This is a genomic window from Methylobacterium sp. D53M (assembly GCF_053345625.1).
Genome location: NZ_JBKFAL010000035.1, coordinates 25003 through 42426, shown reverse-complemented (window position 1 = coordinate 42426; position 17424 = coordinate 25003). Strand labels below are relative to the sequence as shown.

Sequence of the window (17424 nt, the reverse complement as noted above, 5' to 3'; positions counted from 1 at the left end):
CATTGGCGAGGCCGCCCGTGATGGTGCCGCTGTTGGCGAGGACGCCGAAGTTGCCGACGTTGCCGGAGACGAGGCCGGCATTGAGGAAGCTCGCCGCCGAGCCGACGAGAACGGGCGCGGTGAGGCTGCCGGTGGCGGTCAGGGCCAGGGTGCCGGTGCCGACCAGGGCGCCGCCCGTGAACGTGTTGGCGGCCGAGAGCACGGCGGTGCCGGGGCCGGTCTTGACGAGCACGCCCGGCTGGCTGCCGTCGGCGATCGGCCCCGCGAAGGTGGCGGTGCCGAGGTCGATCTGCAGGGTGCCGGGGCCGGCCAGCGTGATCGGGCGGGCGGTGGCGAGGCCGTCGGCCAGGACCTCGAGGGTGCCGCCGCCGAGGGTCAGGCCGGTGCCGGCGGCGCCGAGATTGGCGTCGCGGGAGACGGCCAGGGTACCGCCGAGGACGGCGGTGCCGCCGGCATAGGTGTTGGTACCGGCGAGTTCGAGTGTGCCGAGACCAACCTTGATCAGACCGCCGACGCCCGAGATGTCGTTGGCGAAGCGGCCGTAATAGGCTTGGCCATTGTAGGTGGTGTTGACGGTCCAGTCGGAGGTGAACTGGCCCGGGCCGTCGATGGCCTTGCCGAGGTTGAGCAGGCCCCAGCCGAAGGTGGCGTTCGGGGCGTTGGCGGGCCCGTCGCCGAGATGGGTGGCGGTGGTGAACATGGTCTGGGCGATCTGCGGCGCCGTCAGGAACGGGAACGCCTGACGCAATACGGCCGCAGCACCGGCCACGTGCGGCGCGGCCATTGAGGTGCCTTGCAGAGGCCCATAGTTTGAACCATCGAGAATTTTATTGTTGTTGGCGTCGAAGCCGCTGTAGCCCTGTCCGACCTGCACGGTTGAATAGATATTGACGCCCGGTGCCGCGATGCACCACGCTGCCGTAACACCGCACCAGTTGCTGAAATTGGCGATCTGCTTGTTTTCGTTGACTGCGACTACTGAAACTATAAAGCCGTCGAGTTTAGAAAAATCGATTTTGCTTTGATCGACGGGGCCGGTGGGCGCATAGTCGGGGCTGAAATCGCCATTAGGGTCAGTCCCGTAGGTGGTATAAAATTGGTAGAGACCGCTATTCGCATTCGCTGGCTTGATGAATGGATAGAATGCGGCGCCGCTTGGGTTTTGAGTTACATCGGGTTGACTTCTTCGATCGTTGCCTGCGGCAAAGACCATGAGCATGTCTGACTGTGCGGCCCTAAGAAGCGCACTGGCCTCTCTTTCATCTGATATCTCGAATTCTTGAATTGACATTCTTCTATAGTTAGGATTCAAAAATCCATCGACAATCGGAGAAGAGGTCTTCGGTCCATAGCTGCCATTCAGGACCCGGGCGCCGCTTTGAGTTGCTGCCTCCACTGCAGAGATTGTATTGCGTAAATTGAATAACGCCAATATCTTGCTGTCGAAACCGACCCCCATCATCCCGACGCCATCACGGGCAGCCGCAATTGTACCGGCCACATGGGTTCCATGACTGGATGCAGTGTCCGTATCGAATATAAGGGTTTGATTTAGTCCGGGAATAAAATTTCTTGATTGCTGAGAGATCCGTCCTCGGAATTCTGGATTCGTGGGGTCGATCCCGGAGTCAATCACGGCAACCAATACGCCTAGACCGGTGAAGCCTCGGGCGTAAGCGGTGGCGGCATTAATCGCAGACAAGCCCCAGTCGGCTCTGTATTCGGGCGTGTCGAACTGCGCCGCGGTCAGGGGAACGCCAAAAGCATCGAACGTCGAAGGCGAGCGCGCCGGCACGGTCTGCGCCGCAACAGGTCCGAGAGCCAGCGTGAGGGTGGCGAGCGAGCTGCCGACCAGCAATCCGAGCCGTACGGGGCCGCGCCGCCGGGTTCCGGCGCGCGCGCCCCGGCTCGGATCACAGGATCCGGTCACACGCTCTACATCGCTATACTGTTGGACCACCGGACTGACCCCCGTCATGCCTGTCGCAAACTGTGTACGGGGGGTTAGGAAATGCGGCTTTAACGAACTATCACATTGCGGCCACACTCGGCGCCGCGCGCGACAGGCTGAAACGGCAATCCCCCTTTCTGGGACGGAAGGAACCATTCCGCGGCTCGCGTGTCATGGTGGTCCGACGCTGCCGCGCGCGGCGCCCCGATCCGGCGGCCCCCGCGTCGAATCGCACGCCGCCCGGGCAAACGACAGTGTACAGCCGCCTGGGTCGGCGGGAGACAGGAAGACTGTCCGGGTGGGCGCGGCTAACGTGCGGGACGACCGGACCGCGTTGCCACGCGTCACCTTGGGGCAGGCCCTCGTTCTTCATCGGTCGCGCGAACAGCAGGTGTCAGGCTCTACGTATGTCTTCCGAGGAGAGAAACCAGGACCCGGACGCGGCGCCGGCCGGGGGCGAGGCTCCGGGCGGCGAGGTCGCCTGCCTGCGGTTCGAGCCGCCCGGGGATCCCGTGGCGCTCGGCCGGGCGTGGCAGGACCATCTCGCGCCCATCTTCGACGTGAGCTTCCGCCCGGAGACCGACCTGACCGTCCCGATCGCGATGCGCAGCTACCATCTCGGCGACCTACTGGTCGGCGACGTGGTGGCGCCGGCCCACACCCTCGTGCGGACGCGGGAGATGATCGGCCAGCAAGGCCTCGACCACATCCTGCTGCAATTCTACCGGCGGGGGCAGAGCCGCGTGGAGACCGAGCAGGGCACCGGCCCCGTGAACGAGGTGCAGTGCATCGTCTTCGACCTCGCCCAGCCCGTGCGCATCGTGGCGGGCGCGGTCGACGCCACGAACGTCGTGATCCCCCGCGCCCTGCTGGAGAAGCAGGGCTGCCACCCCGACGCCCTGCACGGGCGCCCCCTCGACCACGACGGCGACCCGTTCGGGCGCCTGGTCCATAATTTCGTCGCCAACGTCGTCGCCTGCGGCGACCTCCTCGACCGCCGCGAGGCCCTGGCGGCCTCGGCGGCGATCACCCAGCTCTGCGCCAGCTGGCTGCGCGGGCAGGAGGAGGGGCGCCCCTCCCAGCACCAGGACATCCGGATCCGGGTCCGCCGCCTCGTCGAGGCGGAACTCGGCAACCCGAAGCTGACGCCCGCCCTGATTGCGACCCGGCTCGGCCTGTCGCGCTCGACCCTGTACCGGCTGTTCGCCCCCAACGGCATCGTGGCGTATATCCGCGACCGCCGCCTCATGGCGGCGATGCGGATGCTCGTGCGCGACGATGCCCCCAAACCCCTGCGCATCTCGCAGGTCGCCTTCGCGGTCGGTTTCTCGGACGAGCGGACCTTCCGGCGGGCGTTCAAGCGCCGGTTCGGCTTCATCCCGAGCGACGCATCCCAGCGCCTGGAGACCGGCCCCGAACCCGCGCCCGGCGCCGTCCTGCGCAACTGGATCGAGAGCCTCTGACGTGCCGCGCCGGTCCGCCGGCCGGCGGCGCGCCGGCGCTGTGGGCGTCCTGTCCCTCTGCCTGTGCCTCTCCCTGTGTTTCGCGGCCGCCGCGCCGCTCGCCCCGGGCCCCGTCCAGGCCGAGACCCGGGAGGCGGCGCCCGCCCTCCGCACCGGCGAGCCCGAGACGTGGCGGGTCGCGACCCATCCGGTGCCGCCCCTGGTCATGGACGAGGACGGCCGGCTGCGCGGGTTCAGCATCGATATCTGGAACGCCATCGCGCGGGAGCTCGGCGTCCGGACGGCCTACCTGCGCGTCGACGACCTGCCGGCGCTGTTCGCGGCGGTCTCGGACGGGCGCGCGGACCTCGCCATCGCGGCGGTGTCGATCACCGCGGAGCGCGAGCGGCGTTTCGACTTCTCCGTCACGATGCTGGAGACCGGCCTGCGCATCGCCGTCCGGGCGGAGCCGGACGCGACCGGCTCGGCCACCGCGCGGGCTCTCCGGGCGCTCCTGAGCGACGCCGCCTTCCTGCAGGTCCTGCTGGGGCTCGCCGCCCTGATCCTGGCTGTGGCGGCCCTGGTCTGGTGGCTCGAGCGGCGCCACCCCGGCGGCATGGCGGCGCGCTCGGGACCGGCGCGCGGCTTCGCCCACGTCGTCTGGTGGGCCCTGAGCAGCCTCGCCGCCCAGGCGGAGGAGATGCCGCGCAGCCCGCTGGCGCGGGCCGTCACGGTGCTCTGGCTGTTCACCTGCATCGCCCTGGTGGCGTGGTTCACCGCGGGCCTGACCAGCACGGCCACGGTGGAGCGCCTGCGCGGCGCGATCAACGGCCCGCAGGACCTGCCGGGCAAGCGGGTGGGCACGGTCGCCAACACCACCTCGGTCGCCTACCTGGCGGACCATTTCGCCACGCCGGTGGGCTTCGCGACCCTGGAGGAGGCCTGCGCGGCGCTCCAGGCCGGCACGGTCGCGGCAGTGGTCTACGATGCCCCCGCGCTCAGCTACTACGCGACCCGGCCCGGCCACGAGGCCCTGCGCCTGGTCGGCACCGCGTTCAACCGGCAATCCTACGGCATCCTGTTCCCGGCCAACGACCCCCGGCGCAAGCGCGTCAACCAGGCCCTGCTGGGACTGCGCGAGGACGGCCGCTACGACGAGATCTACGGCCGCTGGTTCGGCTCCGAGAGCGGCGAGTCCCAGGGTCGCTGATCAGGGCCGCCGAGGCGCGCCGCGGTAGGCCTCGGCCGGGTGGCGCGCGGGCAGCCGGTCCCCCTGGCCGAACAGCTTCGCCCGCAGCGAGCCCTCGGCGTAGGCGGTCTTGTAGAGGCCGCGGTCCTGCAGTTCCGGGATCACGAGGTCGATGAAGTCGGAGAAACTCTCCGGCACGACGATCCGGCTGAGGTTGAAGCCGTCGACCTCGCCCTCCGTGATCCAGGCCTGGAGTTCGTCGGCGATCGTCACGGCGTCGCCGGTGAGGACCGCGTAGCGGCCGCCGAGCTGCAATTCGCCGAGGAGGTCGCGCTTCGTCAGCCCGCGCCTGGCCGCCGCCGCGGTGGCCGACTGGATGGCGTTGCCCGGCGCGTAGGGGATCGGCTCGTCGAGGCCGTAGCGGGCGAAGTCGATCCCCGTGGAGGCGGAGAAATGCGCGAGCCCCGCCTCCGGGCTCGCGTAGGACAGGTACTCGTCCCGCTTGGCCTCGGCCTCCGCCCGGGTCCGCCCGGGGATCACCGCGAGGCCGACGAACACCTTCACGTCGTCGGGTTCCCGGCCGGCCGCGACCGCCTCGGCCCGGATGGCGCGGACGGAGTCGCGGGCGGTGGCCGGGTCGCGGGCCGAGATGAACACGCACTCGGCGTGGCGGCCCGCGAAGGCGCGGCCGCGGCCCGAGGCGCCGGCCTGGTAGAGGACCGGCGTCCGCTGGGGCGACGGCTCCGACAGGTGGTAGCCCTCGACCGCGAAGAACGCGCCCCGGTGGGTGACCTTGCGGATATGGGCGGGATCGCTGAACACCCGGGCCGCCCGGTCGCGGCGCACGGCCGCATCGTCCCAGCTGCCCTCCCAGAGCCGGTAGAGCACCTCCAGGTACTCGTCGGCGTAGTCGTAGCGCCGGTCGTGCGCCGGCAGCGTGCCGCCGCTCTGGGCGCGGTGGGCGCTGTCGAGGTAGCCGGTGACGACGTTCCAGCCGATCCGGCCGCCCGTCAGGTGGTCGAGGGTCGAGAGGCGCCGGGCGAAGGTGTAGGGCGCCTCCTGGTGGACGTTGATCGTCACCCCGAAGCCGAGATGCTCGGTCACCGCCGCCATGGCGGAGATCATCACGGTCGGGTCGTTGACCGGGAGCTGCACGGCCTCCCGGGCGGTGACGTCGATGCCGCCGCCGTAGATGTCGTAGACGCCGATGATGTCGGCGATGAACAGGCCGTCGAACAGGCCGCGCTCCAGGAGCCTCGCCTGCTCGGTCCAGTAGGACAGCGTGTTGTAATCGGCCGAGCGGTCGCGCGGGTGGGTCCAGAGCCCGTGGTTGATGTGGCCCGCGCAGGTCATGTTGAAGGCGTTCAACAGGATCTGCTTCTTTCCGAGGGCCATCAGAGCGCTCCGTGCCGGGGCGGCTGCCGGCCGTCGAGGTGGTAGGCGCCGATCCAGTGGTACTTCCAGCGCACCGGATCGTGCAGGGTGTGGGTGCGGACGTCGCGCCAGTAGCGGTCGAGCGCCTCGGCCCGGTCGGTGGCCGAGGTGCCGCCGAGCTCGACGAGCTTGTTGGCCGCGAGCAGGCCGGCCCGGTGGCTCGCCGCCCGGGCCTCCGCCACCGCCACGGAGGCGGCCGCGACGCTGTCGGCGTCGGGGGCTTCCTGCGCGGCGTCCACGTAGCGGCCGGCCCGCGCCAGCAGGGCGTCGGCCGCCGCGAGGCGCACCTGGACGTCGCCCAGCGCGTGGAGGGTCAGGGGATCCTCGCTCGCCCGCGCGACCCCGGAATCGATCCACGGCCGGGCGCGGTCGCGCACGAAGGGCAAGGTCGCCGCGAAGGCGCCCGCGCCGATGCCGAGATCGATCCCGGCGTGCAGGATCTGCGCGAAGGGGCCGAGGGCGGTGGGCCGCTCCAGCGAGGCCTGGAACGGCACCACCCAGTCGGGCTCCACGGCGACGCGGTCGAACAGGACCGAGCCCGAGCCGGTGAGCCGCTGCCCGAACCCGTCCCAGTCGTCGACCAGGGTCACGCCCGGCGCGTCCCGGGGGACGAAGACGAGGTAGGCGACCGCCCGGCCGTCCTCCTCGGCGTTGGCCAGGGTGGGGATGCGGTGGGCGTAGAGCGAGCCGGTGCAGTAGTCTTTGCGGCCCTCGACAGTCCAGCCAGCCGGGTCACGCACGAGGCGGGTGCGGCGGGTGTGGTCGCGCGCGCCGGTCTCGGCGAGCGCGTTGCCGAAGCGCTCGCCCGCCAGGACGCGGCCGTAGAGGGCGCGCTTCTGGGCCTCGGTGCCGCCGTTGCGGAGCACCTCCAGGGCGTAGAAATGGTTCTGCGGGATCTGGCCGAGGGAGCCGTCCGCCGCGGCGATCCGGGCGATCACCTGGGCGACCGTGGCGCTGTCGAGGCCGGGGCCGCCGTATTCCCTCGGCACCGTGATCGCCCAGAGGCCGGATTCGGTGAAGCGCGCGATCTCGGCGACCGGCAGGCGGCGCTCCAGGTCGCGCTCGGCGGCGGCCTCGGCGAAGGCCTCCGCCAGCCGGTCGGCGACGGCGAGCGCCGCGGCGGCGTCCGGAAGGACCGGCACCGGGCGCGGCGGCGCGGGTGCCTGCGTGAAGGCGGTCTCGTGGGGCTGGAGCGGCATCGCCCGGTCCTCAGTTCCACTGGTGCCGGGCGGGCAGCACGCCGTTCAGGGCGTGGTTCCCGAGGAGGTGGTACTTCCACCGCACGGGGTCGTGCAGGGTGTGGACCCGGGCGTCGCGCCAGTACCGGCCGAGATTGTAGGTCTCGCGGGTCGCCGAGGCGCCGGCGAGCTCGAGGAGCCGCTCCGAGGCCTCCAGGGCGATCTCGGTGGTGAGGATCTTGGCCTGCGCCACCGCCACCGACGCCTCGGCCGCGCTCTGGGCGGTGACGGGGGCCGCGGCGATCCGGTCGAGCGCCCGTCCGGCCCGGGCCAGGACCTCCTCGGCGGCGTGCAGGTCGACGGTGAGCCGCCCGACCTCGCCGAGGATGTGGGGATCCTCCGCGACGGTCTCGGCGGTGAAGGGATAGGGCCGGGTCCGGGTGCGCAGGAAGTCGAGGGCGGCGGCGGCCGCGCCCCGGGCGAGCCCGGCGTCGATCGCCGCGTGGATCAGCTGCGAGACCGGCCCGAACAGGCCCGGGCGCCCGGCCAGGGGCGCGAGGTCGATCGTCAGCTCCGCCTCGACCGGGGCCTGCGCGAAGATCACGCTGCCGCTCGCCGTGGTGCGCTGGCCGAAGCCCTGCCAGTCGTCCACCACCCGCACGCCGGGGGCGTCCCGGCGCACGAAGACCAGGAGCGGCCCGCCGTCGGGGCCGACCGCGCGCGTCGGGATCCAGTGGGCGAAGAGCGCGCCCGTGGCGTAGAAGCGCGTGCCGCTGAGCCGCGGGCCCTCCGGCCCGGCGGTCAGCCGCGTGTCCACGCCGGTGATCGCCTTGCCGTTGCGGGCGGGGCCGGCATTGCCGATCCGGTGGCCGGCGAGCACGTCCCGGTAGATCCGCGCCTGCTGGGCAGGGCTGGCGGCGGCCGCGACCAGCGCCAGGACGCCGAACTGGTTCTGGGGGATCTGCGCCGCCGAGCCGTCGGCGGCGGCCAGGATCGCGAAGACCTCCGCGAGCGTCGCGTGCGAGACCCCGGCGCCGCCGTGTTCGCGCGGCACCGTGATGCCGCCGAGCCCGCTCTCCGTGAAGGCCGCGATCTCCGCCCAGGGCAGGCGCCGGTCGCGGTCGCGCTCGGCCGCGCCCGCCGCGAAGATCCGGGCCACGGCCCGCGCGGCCGCGATCGCCTCGGCATCCGAGCGGATCCGGTGCGGCGGCGACGGCGGCGGCGGCAGCCGATCTTCGACCGGGTCGGTGACGGGATCGTCCAGGTGCAGGCTCATACGGTTTCCGGTTGACCGCTCGGGTTGGGACGTCCCGCCGTCATCGCGAGCGCTGCGAAGCGCCCCGGGGGCCGCGCGCGGTCGGAAGACGCGGCGCGGCCTGGACGGCTTCGCTCCGCGCGCGCGGACGGCGATGTCGAGGTCGTCGACCGGGGACGATCCATCGGTGTGGGCTCCCGGTCGGATCGCCCAGATCGGGCGGTTTCGCTCAGCGGGCCCGGAGCCGCCGCACCGCGGTGTCGCCCGCGAACTGGACCGCGCACACGAGGGCGATCAGGATCGCGATCACCACCACCATCACGGTGGTGTCGAAGCGCTGGTAGCCGTACCGGATGGCGACGTCCCCGAGCCCGCCCGCGCCCACCGCGCCCGCCATCGCGGAGGCGCCGATCATCGCCACCACCGTGATGGTGAAGCCGGCCACGATGCCCGGCAGCGCCTCGGGCAGGAGCACGTGGGCGAGGATGTGCCGGCGCCGGCAGCCGATGGACTGGGCGGCCTCGATCAGGCCCGCATCCACCTCCCGCAGCGAGACCTCGGCGATCCGAGCGAAGAACGGGGTCGCGCTCACCGAGAGCGGCACGATCGCCGCCCAGACGCCGATCGTGGTGCCGGCCACCAGCCGGGTGAACGGGATCAGCGCCACCAGCAGCACGATGAAGGGCACGGCCCGGAAGCCGTTGACCACGGTCCCGACCACCCGGTGGGCCGTCGGCGCCGCGAAGATGCCGCCAGGCCCGGAGGTGACGAGGAACAGCGCCAGGGGAATGCCGGCGACCACGGCGATCCCGGCCGAGACCCCGACCATGAGCGCGGTGTCGAGGAAGGCCTGCCAGAGGCGTTCGATCATCTGCGGCGACATGGCGGGCCTCCGGGTTCGGGGTGCAGGGGCGGCGGTGCAGCGGTCGGGGTATCGGGGGAGGAGCGGTCCCGCATCGTCTCACCCCTCCGCCGGGTCGGCGGGGACGTAGCCGACCCGCTCCACGTCGCCGCCGAGCGTCCGCAGCCGCGCCTCGGCGCCCGGATCCTCGGCCGGGACGGCCACCAGCATCCGGCCGACCGCGTGGCCCTGGATCCGCTCGATGCCCGCCTGGAGCAGGCGCACCGGCGCCCCGGCCCCCGCGAGGCCCGAGAGATCCGGCGCGGCCCGGCCCGAGCAGGTGATCCGCAGGATCGCCCAGCCGCCCGGCGCGGGCCGCGGCTGCAGCCGGGCCGCCAGATCCGGCGGCAGGCCGCGGGTCAGGGGTTCGAGCAGCGCCCGGGTGGTCGGGTGCTCGGGCGCCCCGAACACGCGCCAGACCGGCCCGGTCTCGACGACCCGGCCGCCCTCCAGCACCACCACGTCGCTGCAGATCTCGCGGATCACGCTCATCTCGTGGGTGATCAGGATGATGGTGATCCCGAGCCGCCGGTTGATGTCGCGCAGCAGGTCGAGGATCGCCAGCGTCGTCTCCGGGTCGAGGGCGGAGGTCGCCTCGTCGCAGAGCAGGATCTCCGGATCGCTCACGAGCGCCCGGGCGATGCCGACCCGCTGCTTCTGGCCCCCGGAGAGCCGCGACGGGTAGGTGTCGGCCTTGTCCTCCAGGCCGACGAGGCGCAGGGCCTCCGCGACCCGCGGGCCGATCGCGTGCCGCGGGACGCCCGCGACCGTGAGCGGCAGCGCCACGTTCTGCCGGACGGTCTTGGCCGCCAGCAGGTTGAAGTGCTGGAAGATCATGCCGATGCGCCGGCGCAGGGCGACGAGCCCGTCGGTGTCGAGGGCGTCGATCGGGGCGCCGTCGACCAGGACCCGGCCCGAACTCGGCGCCTCCAGCCGGTTGACCGTGCGCAGGAGGCTCGACTTGCCCGCCCCCGAGCGGCCGATGATGCCGAAGATCGCGCCGGCGGGGATCGCGAGGTCCACCCGGTCGAGCGCCTGCACCGGTCCGGCGGCCGAGCGGTAGGTCTTCGAGACGGACTCGAACCGCACCGTTCCGGTCTCCCGGCCGGCCTCGCTGCCGGGCGCGGCGACCGGGGTCCGGGCGGCGGTCGCGGCGCCCGGGCTCGTCCGCCCGGCCGCGGCCGGCGTGCCCGGATCGCGCAGGCTGTCGAAGATCAGGCCGACCATCAGTTCTGCCACGCCAGCAGGTACAGCTTGTCGCTGTTGGCGAAGGACTTGCGGATCTGCTGTTTCACGGCCTCCGAGTTCTGGAAGAGCGTCACGAATTTCCGGATCACGGGGTCCTCCTTGCGGGCGGCCTTGGTGACGAAGCTCACGGCGAAGCGCCTGTCCTCGATACCGGAATAGATCAATCCGCTGGTCGGGTCGAAACTGCCGGCCGCCACGATGAAGTGCGGGTAGCCCAGGGCGAGGTCGACGTCGCCGGTGATCCGCGCGAGCTGCGGCCCCTCGACCTCGGTGAACCGCAGCGTCTTCGGGTTCTCGACGATGTCGTCGAGGGTGCCGAGGAAGCCGACACCGTCCTTCAGCGTGATCAGCCCGGCCTTCTGGAGGAGCAGCAGGCCGCGGCCCTGATTCACCGGGTCGTTGGCGATCGCCACCGTGCCGCCCGCCGGGATCTGGTCGAAGCTCTTATGCTTCAGGGAGTACAGGCCGATATTGGACAGGATCCCGAGCCCGACGATGTCGAACGCGTAGCCCTTCTGCTTGGCGGCGTTCTCCATGAAGGGGCGGTGCTGGAAGAAGTTCACGTCGATGTCGCCGGCGTCGAGGGCGACGTTGGGCGTCGTCCAGTCGCTGAACTCGACCACCTTGACGTCGAGGCCCTCGGCCTTGGCCTCCCGGGCCGCGACCGTGACGGCGTCGCCGTAGGCGCCGGGCACGACGCCGACCCGGAGGGTCTCCGCCCCGGCCGGCACGGCCCCGAGGCTGAGCGCCGCGACGGCGAGGAGACGCAGGAACTTCATCGGGCGGGAACTCTGATCGGGATGGACGGGGGCAAGTCCGGCTGCCGGGCCGCGATGGTTCGCTCCGCATCCGAAGGCATGCGGACACGATCCATCAAGTCGACAGGCGCCGTCTCACGTGGATGATTGTCTCGCGTCAGGTTTAGATCAGCGCGGCCCGCCCCGAAATTCTAAAGATCGTCGTTCGACGACACGAACGATCTCCCGATACCCCTGAACCGGAGAGGCGCATGCTGCGCCCCCTCGGGGCTCCTCTCCGGCTCCGCTCCGTCCCCGCGCGCGCGGTCCCGCGGGCGGTCCGGCCCCGGGGACGGGGCGCGGCGCCCGGGCGGATCCCGGTCGCCCGGACCGGGCGCCGAATACAGGTCGGTCCGGCGGGGGGAGCGCCGGAACAAGCCTTGTCGGATCGGATTGAACCTGCGATTATCCAGTCATCGCAACGGCTTAGTGAAGATCATGCTCTTCCGCGAGCACTCCGCGAACGAAACCTTCTCCCCCATCCTCGATCCGGGGGATGAGCCTTCCCGGGTCGCGGAGATGCCCCGCCGCCCGGTCCCCGAGGCCTGGTCCGGCGTCGCCGCGCCGGTCCTCGCCCCGGGCGACGAGGTGGTCTTCGACCGGCTCGACCTCGCCGAGATCCTCGGGATCTGGCGCCATGCCCGCGGCCGGGTCGTGGGGCTCCACCGCCCATGGGGCGCGGCCGCCACCGTGGACGTGCAGTTCGAGGGACACGAGACCCTGGAACGCTACCTGCCGGATCTGTTCCGGCGCGTGCACTGAGGCGCGCCGACAGGCCCGCCGGCCGGCGGAGTCATTGGCTGACCCCGGGCTGACCCCGGGCTGACCCCGGGCTGACCTTGGGCCGACATCGCCCGGATCTGTCGGCTGAGAGGACAGCGAGTGTCTGTTTTCACGACACTTCGCGGCGCCGGGCACGGATCGGGCCCGCGCTCACGAAAATGTAGGGCCCCACCGGCGCGCGTCTCCCCTCCGGGCCGGAACCCCGCCGGTTCCGAAACGTCGGGCCGGTCGCGACCACCGCGGCCGATCTCCCGGCCGGGGCGGACGGGCCTGTCCGGGGGGCACGATGGCTCAGGGAAACCACAGACGGCGCGCGGGCGCGCCATGACGGCGAGCCACGGCGTGTTCGCCTTCGCGCATATCGGCGACCTGCATCTCGAGCGGGCCTCCGACCCCCACGCCGCCGACCTGCGGGCGATGCTCGCCGAGGTGGCGGGGCTGCACCGACACGGTCTCCTCGACTTCGTCTACATCCCCGGCGACCTCGCCGAGGACGGGCGGGCGGAGCAGTACGCGGTCCTGCGCGAGGCCTTAGACCGGCACCCGGACCTGCCGGTGCGCCTGATCGCCGGGGACCACGACCGCCAGCACGGCACGATGGCGGATTTCGACGCCCTGTTCGCCGCGGTGGCGGGCAGCCCGCGCGGCGGCGGCCACGCGGCGCGGCGCCACGACCTGCCGCGCCCGCGCGACCCCGTCTCCGTGACGCACTACTACTTCGCCGAGACCTGGGCGGGCGTGCGCTGCCTGTTCCTCGACATGGTCAGCCCCGGCTACGGCCAGAAGGGCTTCGGCCTCGATTTCCGCCTCGGCCCCCACCAGCTCGCGTGGCTCGGCGAGGAGCTGGCCCGGGCCGAGCGGGAGGGCCAGCCCTGCGCGGTCTTCGCCCACACCTACCCGGACGACCTCTGCGTGCCCGATGAGCGGGCGGCGCTCGCCGGCCTGATCCGCCACTACGGCGTCCGCCTCGTCGAGATGGGCCACACCCACTACAACGAGCTCGCCCCGGACGGGCGCACCCTCTACGCCGCGGCCCGCTCGGTCGGCCAGAACGAGGACGGCTCGGTCGGCTACGCGGTCGCGGCGATCGACGGGCCGGTCGCGAGCTGGCGGTTCAAGCCCCTCGACCGGGCGCTGCCCTTCGTGATGGTCACGAGCCCCGCCGACCGGCGCCTCGCCACGGCGCCCCTCGACGCCGCCGACGGCACGGTCTCGGTGCGCGCCCTCGTGCTGTCGGACCGGCCGCGGGCCGAGTGGCGCTGTCACCTGCGCGTCGATGGCGGCCCGGCCCACCCGATGGTGCCGGACGGCCCCCGGACGGTCCACGCCCGCATCCCCTGGCGGGACGGCGCGCGCCGCCTCGCCGTCACGGTCGCGGACGGCACCGGCCACACCGACACCGAGGTGATCGAGCCCGTGGACCGGAGCTTCGTGCCGCCGCCCGCGCACGAGCGGCCCGGCAGCGACGCGTTCCGCCTGCCGGCCTGGCCCGAGAAGGGGCTCCGGGGCGACCAGCTCGGGCCGAACCGCAACGGCCGGCACTGGTAGCCGGTCCCGCCCGAATCGCGGCACACCGCACCGCACGATCCACCACACCAGAGGACCACCGCAACCGATGGGCGCGCTGACGCTGACCCCCAACATCGCGACCTGGACGATCGCCGCCCTCGCGACCCTCGGCGTCATCCTGCGGCCGTTCGCGTGGCCGGAGGCGATCTGGGCCGTGCTCGGGGCCGGCGCCCTCGTGGCCCTCGGCCTGCTCGCCCCCGCCACCGCCTGGGACGGCGTGCTGAAGGGGACCGACGTCTACCTGTTCCTCGTCGGCATGATGCTGATGTCGGAGGTGGCCCGGAAGGAGGGCCTGTTCGACTGGCTCGCCTCGATCGCCGTGCGCGCCGCCAGGGGCTCGGCGACCCGGCTGTTCACCCTCGTGTACCTCGTCGGCACCGTCGTCACGGTGTTCCTGTCCAACGACGCCTGCGCGGTGGTGCTGACGCCCGCCGTCTACGCGGCCACCAAGGCCGCCAAGGTGGAGAATCCCCTCCCCTACCTGTTCATCTGCGCCTTCATCGCCAACGCGGCGAGCTTCGTGCTGCCGATCTCGAACCCGGCCAACCTCGTGGTCTTCGCCGAGCACATGCCGCCGCTGGTGCGCTGGCTCGGCCTGTTCGCCCTGCCCTCGCTGCTGGCCATCGCGACGACCTACGCGGTGCTGCGGCTGACCCAGGCGAAGACCCTGCGCGGGCAGGAGGTCGCCACCGACGTCGAGGCTGTGCCGCTGTCCCGCACCGGCCTCGTGGCGGGGATTGGCATCGTGGCGACCGGCGGCGTGCTGATCGCGGCTTCCGCGCTCGGCCTCGACCTCGGCCTGCCGACCTTCGTGGCCGGGCTCGCCACCACGATCGTCGTGCTGCTGCTCAAGCGCGGCGGCCTCGTCGAGGTGGCCAAGGACGTGTCGTGGAGCGTGCTGCCGCTGGTGGCCGGGCTGTTCGTCCTCGTGGAGGCCCTGGAGAAGACCGGCGTCCTGGCGATGCTGGCGGACCTCCTCAAGGGCTACGCCCACGCCGCCCCGGAGGCCACCGCCTGGGGGGCGGGCGGCCTCGTCGCGGTGCTGTGCAACCTCGTCAACAACCTGCCGGCCGGGCTGATCGCGGGCGCCGCGGTCCAGACCGCCCACGTGCCCGAGAAGGTGGCGGGCGCGATCCTGATCGGCGTCGATCTCGGGCCGAACCTGTCGGTGACGGGCTCGCTCGCCACGATCCTCTGGCTGACCGCCATCCGCCGCGAGGGCCAGGATGTCGGCGCCTGGACCTTCCTCAAGCTCGGCCTGCTGGTGATGCCGCCGGCCCTCGCGCTGGCGCTCGCCGGCCTGCTCCTCGTCTGACCCTTCCCCGCAAACCCGAAGGTCCGCGCGCGTGACGGCTGCCCTCCTCTATCCCTTCATCCTGGTGGCGGGCGCGCTGCAGGCGATCGGCAACGCCATGAACGCGCAGCTGCGCGGCCGCATGGTCAATCCGTGGCTCGCCGCGACGGTGTCGTTCCTGCCGATCGTCTTCGTGTTCACGACCCTGTTCCTCACCATGCCGACGCCGCTGCCGAGCCTCGACAGCTTGGGCAAGATGCCCTGGTACGCGCCCCTCGGCGGCCTCGCCGGCGCGGTCGCGGTGTTCGGCGGCCTCGCCTTCATCGACAAGGTCGGCGCCGGGCCGTTCAACGGCCTGACGCTCACCGCCAACATCCTCACCTCTCTGGCGATGGACGCGCTCGGCCTGTTCGGCCTGCAGGCGGCGGGCTTCAAGCCGATGCCCTGGCTCGGCGGCCTGCTGATGGCGGTGGGCGTCACCTTCATCGCGCGCTCGGGCGGCAAGAGCGACGGCGGCGGCTCGGGGGTCGGCGGCAAGCTGCTCTACCCGTTCATCCTCGTGGCCGGCGCCCTGATGGCGATCGGCGTGGTCTGGAACGCGCAGCTCCGCGGGGCCCTGGAGAATCCCTGGCTCGCCGCGACGGTGTCGTTCGTGCCGGTCGTGTTCGTGTTCGCGCTGATGTTCCTGCTGCGGCCGTCGCCGCTGCCGACCCGCGACGACGTCGCGGGCGTCCGCTGGTGGATGCCCCTGGCCGGCCTCACCGGGGCGGTCGCGGTCTTCGCCGGGCTGCTCTTCGTCGACAAGGTCGGGGCCGGCGCCTTCAACGGCCTGCTCATCACCGCCAACCTCCTGACCTCGGTGGCGCTCGACCATTTCGGCTGGTTCGGCATGAAGCGGGTCAAGGCCGGCCCGCCGCGCCTGATCGGCGCCGCCCTGATGGTCGGCGGCATCGTGCTGATCTCGCTGTTCTGAGTGGCCGGGGCGATGTGGACCCTCCCCGCCTGGATCCTGCGCCGGGAGACCCTGCTCCTGGCCGGGGCCGCCCTCCTGGGCGCGGGCGGGGTCGCGGCGTGGTACCTGCTCCAGGCGACGGTGCTCACCATCGCGGTCGCCCCCCGGGACGGGACCGAGCCCGGCCTGATCAAGGCCTACGCGGACGCGCTCGAGGCCGCGCACGAGAATGTCCGGCTGAAGATCCTGTCCTTCGACGACGTGCGCGAGAGCGCCGCCGCCCTGCAGGACGGGCGCGCCGACCTCGCGGTGGTCCGCCCCGACGTGCTGCTGCCGACGAACGGCCTGACCCTGGCGATCCTGCGCGACCAGGCGATGGTCATCGCCTCGCCCGAGCAGGCCGGGATCACGAGCTTCCCGAAGCTCGCCGGCAAGCGGCTCGGCATCGCGGCGCACCGGGACGCCGATCTCTGGCTGCTCCGGAATCTCCTCGGCTATTACGGGCTCACCCTGGAGGAGGCCGCCGGCCCGGCCCGGGACTCGACGGTCCTGCTGGTCCCGGTCGACCAGGAGGCGGTGGCCGGCGCCTTCCGCGAGAAGCGGATCGACGCCTTCGTCAGCATCATCGCGCCCTCGGCGCCGAAGGCGCTGGCCCTGGTCTCGGCCGTGCAGGGCGTCGCCCGCGGCGGCAAGGTGGCGTTCGTCGCCGTGGAGGATGACGGCGCGGTGATCGAGCGCTTCCCGCGGCTCCAGGCGGTCACCGTCCCGGGCGGCCTGTTCGGCGGCCGCCCGAAGCTGCCGGCCGACGACGTGAAGACGGTGGGCGCCTCGTACCGGCTGATGGCCCGGGCCTCCTTAAGCCGCGTCGTGGCGGCCGACGTGACCCAGCAGCTCTTCGAGAAGCGCGGCGCCGCCGCCCTGGCGACGGACGCCGCCGAGTACGTCCAGGCCCCGGCCTACGACACGACCGTGGCGGCCACCAGCGCCCGCATCCCGATCCATCCGGGGGCGATCGACTATTACGAGCGCGACCAGCACGGCTTCATCGAGCGCTACGGCGACACGCTCTACCTCCTCGGCGCGCTGGCGGGTGGCCTCGTCTCGGTGCTGGCCTGGATCCGGCAGCGCCTCGCCAGCCTGCGCCGCGAGCGGATCGACGAGATCATGGACCGGCTCCTCGAGATCGCCGGGCAGGCAAGGGCGCTGCGCGACCCGGCGGCGATCGAGGCGCTCACCGTCGAGGTCGACGCGCTGGCCATCGACGTCGTCCGCTACGCCCGCGAGCGGGAGCCGGACACCCGCACCATGTCGGCGGCGTCCGTCGCGATCGACACGGCGCGGGCGACCATCGCGGATTGCCGGGCGCGGGCGGCCGAGGACGGGGGGCGGACCGGGCGGCCCGTCCGGCTGCACGGCGCGGGCGGGGCCTGA

Annotated in this window: 14 protein-coding genes; 7 read left to right on the top strand and 7 right to left on the bottom strand. The window is 72.2% G+C overall.

The window, feature by feature from the left end:
* Positions 1 to 1978 (bottom strand): S8 family serine peptidase (locus ACLBYG_RS28680; protein WP_447683712.1); only part of this gene is annotated, 1978 nt, incomplete at its 3' end.
* 380 nt (positions 1979 to 2358) lie between these two features.
* On the opposite strand from ACLBYG_RS28680, the gene ACLBYG_RS28675 reads away from it, so the two are divergent.
* Positions 2359 to 3414: a helix-turn-helix domain-containing protein gene (locus ACLBYG_RS28675; protein WP_447683711.1), complete on the top strand. Its 1056-nt coding sequence runs from the start codon at positions 2359 to 2361 to the stop codon at positions 3412 to 3414.
* Position 3415: 1 nt separating this feature from the next.
* Positions 3416 to 4603, top strand: a complete 1188-nt coding sequence (locus ACLBYG_RS28670; RefSeq protein ID WP_447683710.1) for a transporter substrate-binding domain-containing protein — start codon at positions 3416 to 3418, stop codon at positions 4601 to 4603.
* Here the strand turns inward: ACLBYG_RS28670 and ACLBYG_RS28665 are convergent, their stop codons facing one another.
* From ACLBYG_RS28665 to ACLBYG_RS28640, 6 genes are all read right to left on the bottom strand, one after another.
* Positions 4604 to 5977: an LLM class flavin-dependent oxidoreductase gene (locus ACLBYG_RS28665; protein ID WP_447683709.1), complete on the bottom strand. Its 1374-nt coding sequence runs from the start codon at positions 5975 to 5977 to the stop codon at positions 4604 to 4606.
* On the bottom strand, positions 5977 to 7215 hold the full coding sequence (locus ACLBYG_RS28660; RefSeq protein ID WP_234081597.1) for an SfnB family sulfur acquisition oxidoreductase: 1239 nt from the start codon (positions 7213 to 7215) through the stop codon (positions 5977 to 5979). The genes ACLBYG_RS28665 and ACLBYG_RS28660 overlap by 1 nt, the downstream gene beginning before the upstream one ends.
* 10 nt (positions 7216 to 7225) lie before the next feature.
* Positions 7226 to 8470 carry an SfnB family sulfur acquisition oxidoreductase gene (locus ACLBYG_RS28655; RefSeq protein ID WP_447683708.1) on the bottom strand — a complete coding sequence of 415 codons (1245 nt, stop codon included), beginning with the start codon at positions 8468 to 8470 and terminating at the stop codon, positions 7226 to 7228.
* 208 nt (positions 8471 to 8678) lie between these two features.
* A complete protein-coding gene (locus tag ACLBYG_RS28650) occupies positions 8679 to 9332 on the bottom strand; it encodes a methionine ABC transporter permease (protein WP_020096012.1) in 654 nt (217 codons plus the stop codon).
* 78 nt (positions 9333 to 9410) lie between these two features.
* Positions 9411 to 10577 (bottom strand): methionine ABC transporter ATP-binding protein, encoded by a 1167-nt coding sequence (locus tag ACLBYG_RS28645; RefSeq protein WP_091683304.1) that lies wholly within the window; start codon positions 10575 to 10577, stop codon positions 9411 to 9413.
* Positions 10577 to 11377, bottom strand: coding sequence for a MetQ/NlpA family ABC transporter substrate-binding protein (locus tag ACLBYG_RS28640; RefSeq protein ID WP_447683707.1), 801 nt, complete (start codon positions 11375 to 11377; stop codon positions 10577 to 10579). Before ACLBYG_RS28640 ends, ACLBYG_RS28645 begins: the two co-directional genes overlap by 1 nt.
* A gap of 537 nt (positions 11378 to 11914) precedes the next feature.
* On the opposite strand from ACLBYG_RS28640, the gene ACLBYG_RS28635 reads away from it, so the two are divergent.
* The 5 genes from ACLBYG_RS28635 to ACLBYG_RS28615 all read left to right on the top strand — a co-directional run bounded on the left by ACLBYG_RS28635 (position 11915) and on the right by ACLBYG_RS28615 (position 17424).
* Complete coding sequence (locus ACLBYG_RS28635) at positions 11915 to 12157, top strand: hypothetical protein (protein WP_427510446.1); 243 nt, start codon at positions 11915 to 11917, stop codon at positions 12155 to 12157.
* 345 nt (positions 12158 to 12502) lie between these two features.
* On the top strand, positions 12503 to 13726 hold the full coding sequence (locus ACLBYG_RS28630) for a metallophosphoesterase family protein (RefSeq protein WP_447683706.1): 1224 nt from the start codon (positions 12503 to 12505) through the stop codon (positions 13724 to 13726).
* Positions 13727 to 13793: 67 nt separating this feature from the next.
* On the top strand, positions 13794 to 15062 hold the full coding sequence (locus ACLBYG_RS28625) for an arsenic transporter (protein ID WP_020096017.1): 1269 nt from the start codon (positions 13794 to 13796) through the stop codon (positions 15060 to 15062).
* Positions 15063 to 15093: 31 nt separating this feature from the next.
* The gene (locus ACLBYG_RS28620) at positions 15094 to 16014 is read left to right on the top strand and encodes a DMT family transporter (RefSeq protein WP_020096018.1); all 921 of its coding nucleotides are present in this window, start codon (positions 15094 to 15096) and stop codon (positions 16012 to 16014) included.
* Positions 16015 to 16026: 12 nt separating this feature from the next.
* Entirely contained in the window at positions 16027 to 17424 is a 1398-nt protein-coding gene (locus ACLBYG_RS28615; protein WP_447683705.1) for a TAXI family TRAP transporter solute-binding subunit, read from the top strand.

Coding starts and splice junctions, on each gene's coding strand:
- ACLBYG_RS28640 (WP_447683707.1), bottom strand. CDS start 11,377: ATGAAGTTCCTGCGTCTCCTCGCCGTCGCGGCGCTCAGCCTCGGGGCC.
- ACLBYG_RS28630 (WP_447683706.1), top strand. CDS start 12,503: ATGACGGCGAGCCACGGCGTGTTCGCCTTCGCGCATATCGGCGACCTG.
- ACLBYG_RS28650 (WP_020096012.1), bottom strand. CDS start 9,332: ATGTCGCCGCAGATGATCGAACGCCTCTGGCAGGCCTTCCTCGACACC.
- ACLBYG_RS28675 (WP_447683711.1), top strand. CDS start 2,359: ATGTCTTCCGAGGAGAGAAACCAGGACCCGGACGCGGCGCCGGCCGGG.
- ACLBYG_RS28625 (WP_020096017.1), top strand. CDS start 13,794: ATGGGCGCGCTGACGCTGACCCCCAACATCGCGACCTGGACGATCGCC.
- ACLBYG_RS28615 (WP_447683705.1), top strand. CDS start 16,027: ATGTGGACCCTCCCCGCCTGGATCCTGCGCCGGGAGACCCTGCTCCTG.
- ACLBYG_RS28660 (WP_234081597.1), bottom strand. CDS start 7,215: ATGCCGCTCCAGCCCCACGAGACCGCCTTCACGCAGGCACCCGCGCCG.
- ACLBYG_RS28645 (WP_091683304.1), bottom strand. CDS start 10,577: ATGGTCGGCCTGATCTTCGACAGCCTGCGCGATCCGGGCACGCCGGCC.
- ACLBYG_RS28635 (WP_427510446.1), top strand. CDS start 11,915: ATGCCCCGCCGCCCGGTCCCCGAGGCCTGGTCCGGCGTCGCCGCGCCG.
- ACLBYG_RS28655 (WP_447683708.1), bottom strand. CDS start 8,470: ATGAGCCTGCACCTGGACGATCCCGTCACCGACCCGGTCGAAGATCGG.
- ACLBYG_RS28665 (WP_447683709.1), bottom strand. CDS start 5,977: ATGGCCCTCGGAAAGAAGCAGATCCTGTTGAACGCCTTCAACATGACC.